Origin of the sequence: Paraburkholderia unamae (assembly GCF_003096875.1) — a bacterium.
Lineage (GTDB): Bacteria > Pseudomonadota > Gammaproteobacteria > Burkholderiales > Burkholderiaceae > Paraburkholderia > Paraburkholderia unamae.
The window spans coordinates 476721-487101 of the sequence record NZ_QEOB01000004.1 but is presented as its reverse complement, the minus strand read 5'-3'; the positions used below and the strand labels follow the sequence as shown (position 1 = coordinate 487101).

The following is a 10381-nucleotide window of genomic DNA, read 5'->3' as shown; positions in this document are numbered from 1 at the left end:
AATCCGCTTCATCGCCCCACCCCCGCCACGGCGTCGGCGTGAAGCGCCTCGCGAACGGGCCACGACTGCCACAGCCACAGCACCTCCGAGATCGCACACAACGAAACAGCCGCGAGCATGACCATCACGGCCCAGCGGCTCACGGTGGGCAGCTTGCGCGGCGCGATGTGCGAGAGCGTGTTCGCATAGGCGGCTTCGGCCAACACGCGCTCGCGCCCGCCCAGATCGGACCGCCGCTGGTAGATGAACTCATAGAGTTCCTCGCGGTAGCCGCGCAGCTTTTCTTGCGCGAGTGCGCCGCGAAAGCGCCCTTCGAAGCCCATGGCAAGCGCGAACAGATAGTGCCGCGCGATGGTGCGCCGCGAGGGCTCGCGCTCGGAAAGCAACTGCTCGATGCGACTGAACACCAGGTCGCCCGCGATATTGCTGCGAAAGAGCGTCGATTCGAGCAGCCAGGCGGTCCAGCGTTCGCGGCCGCCCCAGGGCGTGTTGAGCAGGATCTCGTCGGCGAGCACTGCCTTGAGGTAGCGCGAGTCCGCGATGTTCTCCATCTCGAAGCGCGTGCTTTCGCGCCGCGACTGGAGCGTCTGCACTTCGAGCAGGTTCAGCAAATGCCGGCTCATGGCCTGGGCGGCAGCCTCCGCGTGCGTGCCGCCGTCCATTTCCGGCGCGGCGGGATAGCGCGCCTGCGCGCTCACCAGTTCGTCGAGAAACGCGCGGAACTGCTGCGTGAGGAGGTCTTCTTCTTCGGTGTCGATTCGGTTGCGTAGCATGCTGGGTCCGTTGCCTCGGGTATCGCTGTCTCAGCCCTTCACGAACAGCAGGATTTCCTGCGGCCGTTGCGCGCGCTCGCCTTCGTTGGGATTGCCGATCACGAGCGGTTCGTTCGGGGCCGTGAACGGCGGCTCCCAGCGGATCTCGAACAGCAGATAGCCGGAACCCGCGCGCACGCCGAGTTCCTCCGCATAGTCGATGGGCCGTCGCGCCGCGCCCAGCACGCGGCGGCTGCGCAGCGACGGGTAGACCGTTTGCGAGCCGATCACGGCGCCTTCCATCCACGCGAGCAGGTCGCGGTCGGACTGCCCGCGCAAGCCCACCACGAGCCGCTCGCCGGCCCATTCGTCGCGCAGGCCCAGTTCGAACGCGCCATGCCGGAAATCGAACTTGCACTCGCGATACGCCTCGCTCACCTCGGAGGTCGCCTCGCGCAGCGCGCGCAGCAGCGGCTCGAATACGGCGCGCGGATCGGCGTGGTCGTAGTCGGGCGGCACGGGCGGCAGGCCGCCGGGGCGCAGCAGCGAGAGCGGCCCCGTGAGCTGCGCGAGCGCGAGAAAGAGCGCGAGCGGATGCAGGCGCGGCGTGCGCAATACCGCTTCCACGAGCGGCAACGCGCTCACGAGGCTGCGCAGCCGGTCCTTCAGTTCGAGTTGCGCGAGGCGGTCGTCCACCTGCGAAGAGGGGTTCGCCGTTTGACGCGCGATGAACGCCGCCTTGCCGCGCAACTGGCCGAGCAGCGCCGAGGTGGCGCGCCAGAGCGGATTGTCATGCGCGATTTCGAGCAGCGGCGGCAGGCGCTCGCCCAGCCGGATCACGTCGTTGTCCTTGTAGACCGAGCCGAGCCGCAATGCGACCCAGGCGGCCGCCGGCGGCTCGCCCGCCGCGAGCGCGAGGTTCGGCAGGCGGCGCGCGATATCGGCGGGTGGTGCATCGGACACCTGATCGTCCACGGGCGCCCCCGCCGCCGAGCGAAAGCGGCGCACGGGCGCATCGCGCCGCAGACCGCCGGGCCCCGGCAGCACGAGCCAGAAGTCGAGCGGCCCGTTGGCGAGCTGCGCCGCGTGCGGTTCGAGCGCGAGTTCGAGCCGGTCCTGAGGGTTCGTCCCGGCGTGATACGAAACGGCGGTGCCGTCGGGCATGATGGCTTCGAGTTCGAGCACGCGCACGAGGCCCGCCGCCAGCAGGCCCTGATCGAGCGTCAAACGCCGCACGCCCCAGGCGAACGGCGCCGCCGCGAGGGTTTGCCAGGCGACGAGCGAGTCGATGCGCGCGTCGAGCAACTGGAAATGCTGCGGCGAGAGCAGCATGCCCTCGAACCACTCCACGCGATCCACCACGCCGGACATCGCATCAGACATGGCGTCCTCCCGCTTCGGTCACGGCACGCAAGGCGCAAGGGGCAAAGAGAAGTTGAACGGTCATTGAGCGGTCGATACGGTAAAAGCGTGATCGTCCAGTTGCACGACGAGGCGGCCACTGAACGTTTCGATGCGCACGCAGTGCGCGGCCGGGTCCGGATAACTCGCGAAGACAAACGCGGCCTTCACGCGCGGGCCGGACAGCGCGTCGCCGGGAATTTCCAGACGTTGTCCGGGCACGACTTCCCAACTGCTGTAGCGAATGCTTTTGGGGAACGCGGCGGCCAGCGTCGCGCGCGAGGCAAACCACTTCGCGCCCGGCAGTTCGGCCACGCGCGCGAGCATCGCGTCGTCGGTCACGAACACGACATCCACGGCCACGGGACTGTTGTTGTTGGCGTCGTTGCTGGCCGCGAGCGTGAGCGTGGACCACGCGGCCTTCTCGCCGCTCATCCCCAGCACCGAGCAGCCCGAAAGCGCGGCCCCAAGGCAGACACCAAGGCACATGCCACGCAGGCGGACACACCACGCGAACCGGTCATGCCAAAACGTCATTTCGCCCCCACTCCAATTCCCATCAAAACGATCAGCGACGCGACGGTCATCGCGCAGCCCGCCACCAGCGCGAGCTGCCCGCGCGAGAGCGCGAAGCGCAGCGGTGCACGTACTTGTGGTTGCGCGCGCAACGGCTCCGGCATCACGCGCTCCGAAGGCAGCCCGGCGGAGACCAGCGCGATCACGGCGCATACGGCGAGCAGGCTCACCACGTTGCGCGGCCCCTCGCAGATCAGGTCGATGGTGACGAACAGCACGCTCGCCGCTTCGGCAGGCAATTGCAGCAGCGAGAGCACGACGCCCATGTAACCCACGGTCGCCACACCGCTCTTGCCCGACGAGAGAAACGCGGCCCCGACCGAGGCGAACGCGATCACAGCGAAGTCGCCCGCACCGAGCGGCCGGTCATACAGGTTCGCCACGAATACGGTGGCGAGCGAGAAATAGAGCGCGGAGCCCGCGCGTACGAACACCGCGCCGAACGGCACGATCAGCTCGACAATGCCGCGACTGAACCCGAGCCGTGCGCTCATGGCCTCGATGGTGTGCGGAATCGACGCCGTCGCGCTGCCCGAGGTGAGGCCGACGAGCAGCGGCGCCTTGAGGCTCGCCACGATCTGCACGAGCGGCAGCCCGGCACGCCGCGCGGTGAGCGCCGTCGCTGCGCCGCCGAGCACGGCGGCGCAGGCGAGAAAGCACACCAGAAAGCTGCCCATCGCCGCAAGCATGGCGGGCGGCGTATGCGCGCTCACCCACGCGGCCGTGCCGAACGCGAGCACCGGAATGAGCAGGTTGGCGCGCTCGATGATGATTTCGAGCGTGCGATACACGCCCTCGAACACATTGCCGAGCATCGACGTTTGTTCGCGCGAGAGCGCCGCGAACGCGAGCCCGAACAGCAGCGTGCCGGCGAGAATGCCGAGCGGATGCCCTTGCGCCAGCACGCGGTAGAAGTTATCGGGCACGGCCTCGCGCCAGCCATAGGCACTCGTTTGCGAGACCGCCGCGTCCGCGCCGTCGAACAGCGTCACGCCCACTTCCTGCGCGTCGCCCGCGCTTTGGAGCAAGCGTTCGCCAAAGGTCGCATAGGCGTGCTCCGGCAGATGCGCGCCCGGCATCGCCAGCGCCCCTGCGAGCGTGCCCGCCACGCCGCACAGCACCATGAGCCCAAGCGCCAGCGCGCCGATCGTGCCCACGCGCCACGCGGGGCGCGGCAGTTCGCACACCTGGCGCAGGCCGAAAAACGTCGCGACCACGAGCAGCGGCATCGCGGCCATGTTGACGACCGCGAGATAAAGCTGCCCGAACAGATACGCCAGCGCCCCGGCGGGCTCGGCCACGAGCCCGCAGAGCGCGCCCGCCGCCATGCACGCGAGCAACGCGAGCGTGCTGCCCGAGAGGGGCTTGAGCACGTTCATACCGGCCGGTTCCAGCCACGCGCGAGCGCGTAATCCACCGTCGCCCGCGCGAGCGCACGCGTGCTGTCCACGAGCGGCAACGCCGCGTCGCGCAGCGCGCGGGCGGCGAGCGGAATTTCCGTGCACGCCATCAACGCGGCATCCACGTCCTCTTGCGCGAGCGCCGCGAGCGCGGCCCCGAGGTGCGCCGCCGCTTCGTCGATGTCGCCCGCCTTGACCGCAGCAATGCACGCGGCCACGTCGGCCTGCGCTGCCGCGCCGGGCAATACCGGCTCCATGCCGCGCACGCCGAGCGCGCTCTGATAGAAGTCGGAGGCGAGCGTGCCGCCCGTCGCCAGCAACGCGACACGCCGCGCCTCGCGCGGCAGCGCGGCCACGCTCGCCTCGCTGATATGCAGGATCGGCGCGGCGCTGCGTTCGCTTAGCTGTGCATACCAGTGATGCGCGGAATTGCAGGGGATGACGATCAGCGCCACGCCATTGCGATTGAGCAGGTCGATGCCGTCAATCAATGCGGGCAGCGGGTCCGCCGCGCCGTCGATGATCGCGCGCGAGCGGTCGGGCGTATGCGGCAGGTTCGCGACCACCATCGGCAGATGTTCCTGGTCGCAGGACGCCCCGGTCAGGCGCACGACCTGATCGAGGAAATCCACGGTGGCGAGCGGTCCCATGCCGCCCAGCACGCCTATGAGCGCCATTGCGGTCTCCTATATCTTCAACGGTCGCGGGCAGATCACGGCGACGGCCGCCGCGTTGCCGATCACGAGAATGAGCGTGCGCAGCATGTCGCACAGCGGGTCCACTGCCAGGAACAGGATGAACGCCGCTTCGAACGGCAAGCGCAGATACGCGCAGGTCATCCCCACCAGCGAAACGGTCACGAGGCCCGTCATGCCCGCCGAAGCGAAACCAGCCAGCACCGAAGCGAGCAGCACCGTGGCCACCTCGACCACGCCGAGCGTGTGGCCATAAAGCTGCGCGATGAACAGCGTGGCGCACACGTAATAGACCATCGGCCCCACGCGCAGCAGCGACACCGTGAGCGGCACGAGCAGTTCCACACGTGCGCGCGCGAAGCCCAGTCCGTCGACCAGGCTTTCGATCATGCTGGGCATGCAGGCGGCGCTGTTGCGCGTGGCGAGCGCGAGCGCGAACGGGGCGCGCAACGCGTCGAGCGTCGCGCCCAGCCCGTGCGTGGAGCGCTTCCAGATGATGGCCGCCGCCAGCACGACCAGCACGGCCGAAGCCACGAAGAACGCCACTACGAACTGGAGCATGGCGTGCAGCGGCCCCACGCCCGACTTGCCGAGCTGCGCCGCGCTCATGCAGATGAGGATGAGCGGCAGCGGGTAGCTCAACCAGTGCATGAGCTTCTGGCACGCGTGATAGATCGTTTCGAGCGACTGGCTCAGGCCCGTCGAGATGCGCTCGGGCACGCGTCCGACCGCCAACCCGAACAAGAGCGCGAACACCAGCGTCTTGAGCGCGTCGCCGCTCGCGAGCGCGGCGAAGATATTGGTCGGCACGAGGCTCGTGAGCACGTCGGAGAAGCTGAGCGACGTCGGCGGCGTGTCCGCGCCGTAGAGGTTCATCGTCGTGTCGCCGGCGGCGGGGTCGTTGCCGATCATCAGGCCGAACGCCTGCATCGTCGCGCTGGAGAGATTCGCGCCCGGATGCAGCACGAGCAGCACCGCCGCGCCCACCAGGGCGACGATGGCCGAAGCGCCCGCGAACACGCCCACCACGCGCACGAGCAGGCGCGAAGCGCCGCCGTCGCGAAAGAGCCGTTGCAGGCTGAAGATCACGGCCGATATCATGAACGGCAGCGTGGTCATCTTGAGCAGTCCCACATAAATATCGCCGATCAGGGCGAGCTTCTGGGACGCCTCGGGCAACGCGAGCCCGAGCGCGCCGCCAAGCGCGAGACTGCCGATCACGACCCAGGGGTTCAATACGAAAGCGTAGATTCTGCTGAAGTTCATCGCGGGACTCGGGTGGATCGCATCACGGGCGGTGGGTCGATTGCAGCACGGTGCTGATGTCGAAGCGCCTCGTGCGCTCGGCGAGAAACTGGTTGACGAACGCAAGCAGCGCCGTGTCGGCAATGCTCACGCCGATGGCGAGCGAGTCTTCGAGGTCGTCTAGCGTGACGACGCGCAGGCGCAGCGAAGCGGTCGGGTCCCGCTTCAGCACGCGCTTGACTTCGAACTCGTCGCGATACGCCGCCGTCACCTCGCCGCTGTCGAGCGCCTTGAGCACCGCCTCCCAGGTGGGATAGGTGCGCACCTGTGCGTGCGGGAAATTGGTCGTCACGTATTCCGCGTATGAGGAACGCGCGACGACGCCGATCGTGCTGTCGTAGGCGCGAATCACGTCGGGCACCGCGCGCCCTTGCGCGAGTTGCGCGAACTTCACGCGGTTGAGCAGCAGCGCGCGCTTCAGGCGAAGATAAGGTGTACTGAAGCTGATGACCTGCGCGCGCGGCAGCGTGCGCGAGAGCTTGCTGATGGCCAGGTCGGCCTGACCTGTGGCCAGCAGGTTCACCACGCCGTCGAAGCTGTTCGCGTCGCGGTCGAAGCGCACCTTCACGCCGAGCTTTTGCGCGATCTCGTGCGCCAGATCGATGTCGAGGCCGCTCAACTGCCCTTCGCGCGTCTCGAAGAACGGCGGCTGGTCGATGCCCAGCACCGCCACCACCAGTTCGCCGCGTTGCGCGATGCGCGCGAATTCGGGGGCGAGCAGGCGGCCGTCCGGCAACTGCACGAGGCCTGTCGAGGTGACGCGCTGCACCTGCACCGGCGCGGGCAACGCGGCGCTCGCGGCGGGCACGGCCGCGATCACGCCCACGGAAATGGGCGCGGCGGCACCGGCCCATGCAGATGCGGACAGCGCGAAGCCGAGCATCACGCTCAGTGCGCAGGCGAGGCGCGCAGCGGATCGTGAAGCGGATCGGGAGGCGGCGAACGAGACCGCCACGTCAAGGATGGTGCGCATATCAGGGATTGCTTGAAGAAGAGGAAGCGGCCGTGGGAGCAGCCGCCGACGATGCCACCGGAGCCGGCTGCGAGAAGTACCGCGCGCCGATCTGGACACCCAGCAGGAACAGCAACGCGCACAGCAGCAGCGTGCAGGCGGCGACGATCGTCACCATGCGCGAGGTCATCGAGAAAACGTACGGGTTCACCATCGCCCTCATGGAAGCTGGGTGGAAAACTGCACCGGGGCGGCGACCTGGATCACGCCACCCCATGCGCAGATGAGCTTCGAATCGTTCTGCAAGGCAGGCACGCCGCCCACCAGCACCGTGGGCGAGCCCGGCAGCCACGGCGCGGGCGTGACGGGCACGCACGGCATGGGCGTGAACACCCCGAGCGCGGCGGCCGTCGCACCGATCACGGCCGGATTCGCTGCGCAACAGCACATGCCGAACGGCAGCACGTTGAGAATGGCCGCGTGGTCCATGACCGTCGCGGCGGGCGTGCCCGCCGTCACGCCGCTGACCGGCAGCACGGCAAGCGCGGCGGGCGAGGTGCCGAAACTGCATTGCAAGGCCGAGCCGGCCGTCACGAGCATCGCCATGGTTAGCCCCTTACCCATTTCTCGAACTGCCGCAGCATCGGTGCGGAGGCTTTGTCAGCCGCTTCATGGCTTGCCGCCTCGCGCGGGGCGTCCGCCGCTTGCCATGCCTCCTGAGGCTTGCCCATGTCGTAGCGGCGCGATTCCTGCACGCTGCCGTCCTGTGCGTAGCGGCGCACCGTGCCGTGCAGCAGGTTCGCGCGATACGGCGTGGATTGCATGAGCTTGCCGTCGCGCGCGTAGTCGCCGGCCTCGCCATCGAGCCGCCCATGCGCATAGGGCGCGCGCCGCACCACTGCGCCGTCGTGCAGGAACACGGCTTCGCGCGTGAGTTGCCCCGCTTCGTAGTGCAGGCGCGCGCTCACCAGCCCGGCCGGGCACACGCAGAGGCTCGGGCCGTGCAGCACGCCGCCCGCGTAATGCTGCTGGCTCGCGAGCCGCCCGTCCTGGTAACGCGACACCACGCCGTGCAGCTTGCCCGCCTCGTAGTGCGACTCCTGCAACAGCGTGCCTTGTGCATCGAAAATCCGGAACGGGCCCGAGAGCAAGCCGTGCGCAAAGCCGGCTTCCACGTGCGGCGAGCCGTCCTGCTGATAGCGCAACATGGGCCCGTGCGGCACGCCGCCCGCGAACGTGGTGCGGCTCACGAGCCGGCCTGCGGCGTCGCGCTCCTCGACCACGGTCGACGCCTCGCGCGCCTGCGTTGCGCCATCGTCATGCGGATTCAAGGGCTTCACGGTGGTGTGGATCTCGCTCATCGCGCGCTCAATTCAGCTTCACAAGGCCGCCCTTGAGGGCGAGCAGGCCACCGCCGTCGACCGTCTGCGTGGCCGACGCCTTGTGTTCGATGGTGAGCCCTTCCACGGTGAGGCTCGTGCCCGCTTTCTGGCCGAACGAGGTCGCCGCCTCGGCGGCGAACGCCGCGCCCGATTTCAACGTGAAGGCCCCGCCCGACTGGATCGTGATCGAGCCGCTCACGTCGATCACCAGATTGCCGCTCACGCGCAGCGTATGGTCGCCGCCGGTCTCCTGCGTGTAGCTCGCGTGGTTCGTGTGCGTTTCCTCCGCGCCGATTTCGAGCGTTCGCTGGCCCTTCACCGTGTGGCGCTCGTTGCCCGTTTGCACGTCGACGCTGCGATCGCCCGCTTTCACCACGTGCGTTTCCGCGCCCGCGATCACCGTGGTCGTGAGCGCCTGTTCGATCGCGACGTTCATATCGCGCTGTGCATGCAGATAGAGTTCCTCCGCGCCCATGCGGTCTTCCATGCGGATCTCGTTGCCCGCCGCGCCGTTCTTCGACGAACGCGAACGCAGCACGCTTTGCGTATGCGAGTCCGGCAATGCCACCGGCGTGACGTTCTGCCCGTTGTAGACCGCGCCCGTCACGAGCGGACGGTCGGGGTCGCCGTCCACGTAGCTCACCACCACTTCCTGGCCCACGCGCGGCAAAAACAGCACGCCCCAGCCATTGCCCGCCGACGCCTGCTGCACGCGCACCCAGCATGAGCTGTCCTGATCGGCGTCCGGCGTGGTGTCCCAGTGGAATTTGAGCTTCACGCGGCCGTAGGCATCGGTCCAGATTTCCTCGCCCGCCAGGCCCACGACCTTCGCCGTATGCGTGCCCGCCACGACCGGCAGCGGCGTCACGCAGGGCGCGCGAAACGGCGTGGCCTGAAGAAACGCCTCGAAGCGATTGACGTAGCCGTGGTGCGAGGCGTCGTGCGTCACCGCGCGCACGACGTAGCCCGTATTGAGCGCGTCGCCGCCGGGATGATCCGCCAGCGTGAAACGCGTGCCCGCGGCGAGGCTGTAGCAGTCGCACGCGCCGCTGCCCGCTTGCTGCGCGACCTCGCAGGCCGCGCGTCGCACGGCGGCCTTGCGCTCGCCTTCGGCCGCATCGGCGTATTTGCCGGGGAACGTGTAGCGGCGTCCCTCCGGTGCCGTCGCGGGCGTGACGGGCCCGGTCTTCGAAGGCGACGCGTTGGCAAAATCGTAGTCGCCGAGCACGTGATCGTGCGCGACGAGTCGGTGCGTCATCTCGAACTCGCTCACGCGGTTCGGCTCGCCGCTCGCGCTTGCGGTGGTCGAGAAGTAGAGTCGCGCGCTGGTCGCGTCGGTGTGGTGGGCCGCGGCGCTGTCGGCCAGCACGAGCGTGTGCGCGCCGTTCGCGAACGTGAAGAAGTAGAAAATGCCTTCCTCTTCCATCAGCCGCGAAATAAAAGCGAACGGGCTCTCGTCGTACTGCACGCAGTATTCGCGCTGTGCGTAGGCCGTGCCGCTCAAGCGCGACTCGTACTGCACGCCCGCTGCGTCCAGCACGGTCTTCACGATCTCCGGCACGCTTTTATGCTGATGAATCACGCGGTCGCGCCCGAGCGTGAGCAGCCACACGCGCGGCGCAAGCTCGGCCGAGTAGAAGCCGTGCTGCGAGTCCGTGCCCGCATGCGCGAAGCGCACCACCATGCCGCTAAAGCAACGCACGGGGCCGCCCGGCGATTGCAGCGTGACCGTCACGATCTGGCCGACAATGCGCGCGGCGTCGAGCGCCTTGTTCAGCGAACGCATGCGCAACTCGAAGCGGAACAACTCGGAGATCGCCTCGCGTCCGCTGAAGCCGTCGAGCAGCAGGACATCTTCGCCAAACGGCGTCGAGACCGAGAGAAACGAACCCGCCTGCGTGATCGTGCGCGCCATGGC

The 10381-nt window shown here is 68.4% G+C and carries 11 protein-coding genes; all 11 read right to left on the bottom strand.

Annotation, left to right across the window (positions count from 1 at the left end):
* Positions 1-8: 8 nt before the first annotated feature.
* The 11 genes from C7402_RS11585 to tssI are packed head-to-tail and all read right to left on the bottom strand — an operon-like array spanning position 9 to position 10378.
* Entirely contained in the window at positions 9-773 is a 765-nt protein-coding gene (locus tag C7402_RS11585; protein ID WP_116610730.1) for a DotU family type IV/VI secretion system protein, read from the bottom strand.
* A 30-nt stretch (positions 774-803) separates the two neighbouring features.
* Entirely contained in the window at positions 804-2135 is a 1332-nt protein-coding gene (gene tssK / locus C7402_RS11580; protein WP_116610729.1) for a type VI secretion system baseplate subunit TssK, read from the bottom strand.
* A gap of 60 nt (positions 2136-2195) precedes the next feature.
* Positions 2196-2690 carry a hypothetical protein gene (locus tag C7402_RS11575; protein ID WP_244314816.1) on the bottom strand — a complete coding sequence of 165 codons (495 nt, stop codon included), beginning with the start codon at positions 2688-2690 and terminating at the stop codon, positions 2196-2198.
* Positions 2687-4108 (bottom strand): dicarboxylate/amino acid:cation symporter, encoded by a 1422-nt coding sequence (locus tag C7402_RS11570; RefSeq protein ID WP_116610728.1) that lies wholly within the window; start codon positions 4106-4108, stop codon positions 2687-2689. Before C7402_RS11570 ends, C7402_RS11575 begins: the two co-directional genes overlap by 4 nt.
* Complete coding sequence (cuyB, locus tag C7402_RS11565) at positions 4105-4806, bottom strand: cysteate racemase (protein ID WP_116610727.1); 702 nt, start codon at positions 4804-4806, stop codon at positions 4105-4107. Before cuyB ends, C7402_RS11570 begins: the two co-directional genes overlap by 4 nt.
* A 9-nt stretch (positions 4807-4815) precedes the next feature.
* Positions 4816-6090 (bottom strand): dicarboxylate/amino acid:cation symporter, encoded by a 1275-nt coding sequence (locus tag C7402_RS11560; RefSeq protein ID WP_116610726.1) that lies wholly within the window; start codon positions 6088-6090, stop codon positions 4816-4818.
* Positions 6091-6112: 22 nt separating this feature from the next.
* Complete coding sequence (locus tag C7402_RS11555) at positions 6113-7102, bottom strand: ABC transporter substrate-binding protein (protein ID WP_112170341.1); 990 nt, start codon at positions 7100-7102, stop codon at positions 6113-6115.
* Position 7103: 1 nt separating this feature from the next.
* Positions 7104-7292, bottom strand: a complete 189-nt coding sequence (locus tag C7402_RS11550) for a hypothetical protein (RefSeq protein WP_208948932.1) — start codon at positions 7290-7292, stop codon at positions 7104-7106.
* 8 nt (positions 7293-7300) lie between these two features.
* On the bottom strand, positions 7301-7687 hold the full coding sequence (locus C7402_RS11545) for a DUF4280 domain-containing protein (protein WP_112170343.1): 387 nt from the start codon (positions 7685-7687) through the stop codon (positions 7301-7303).
* Positions 7688-7689: 2 nt separating this feature from the next.
* Entirely contained in the window at positions 7690-8442 is a 753-nt protein-coding gene (locus tag C7402_RS11540; RefSeq protein ID WP_244314815.1) for a toxin-antitoxin system YwqK family antitoxin, read from the bottom strand.
* A gap of 7 nt (positions 8443-8449) precedes the next feature.
* Complete coding sequence (gene tssI, locus C7402_RS11535) at positions 8450-10378, bottom strand: type VI secretion system tip protein TssI/VgrG (RefSeq protein ID WP_116610784.1); 1929 nt, start codon at positions 10376-10378, stop codon at positions 8450-8452.
* Positions 10379-10381 lie beyond the last annotated feature (3 nt).

Bases quoted from the DNA above. Each gene is read 5' to 3' on its own strand.
- C7402_RS11585 (WP_116610730.1), bottom strand. From the start codon at position 773: ATGCTACGCAACCGAATCGACACCGAAGAAGAAGACCTCCTCACGCAG.
- tssK (WP_116610729.1), bottom strand. From the start codon at position 2,135: ATGTCTGATGCGATGTCCGGCGTGGTGGATCGCGTGGAGTGGTTCGAG.
- C7402_RS11575 (WP_244314816.1), bottom strand. From the start codon at position 2,690: ATGACGTTTTGGCATGACCGGTTCGCGTGGTGTGTCCGCCTGCGTGGC.
- C7402_RS11570 (WP_116610728.1), bottom strand. From the start codon at position 4,108: ATGAACGTGCTCAAGCCCCTCTCGGGCAGCACGCTCGCGTTGCTCGCG.
- cuyB (WP_116610727.1), bottom strand. From the start codon at position 4,806: ATGGCGCTCATAGGCGTGCTGGGCGGCATGGGACCGCTCGCCACCGTG.
- C7402_RS11560 (WP_116610726.1), bottom strand. From the start codon at position 6,090: ATGAACTTCAGCAGAATCTACGCTTTCGTATTGAACCCCTGGGTCGTG.
- C7402_RS11555 (WP_112170341.1), bottom strand. From the start codon at position 7,102: ATGCGCACCATCCTTGACGTGGCGGTCTCGTTCGCCGCCTCCCGATCC.
- C7402_RS11545 (WP_112170343.1), bottom strand. From the start codon at position 7,687: ATGGCGATGCTCGTGACGGCCGGCTCGGCCTTGCAATGCAGTTTCGGC.
- C7402_RS11540 (WP_244314815.1), bottom strand. From the start codon at position 8,442: ATGAGCGAGATCCACACCACCGTGAAGCCCTTGAATCCGCATGACGAT.
- tssI (WP_116610784.1), bottom strand. From the start codon at position 10,378: ATGGCGCGCACGATCACGCAGGCGGGTTCGTTTCTCTCGGTCTCGACG.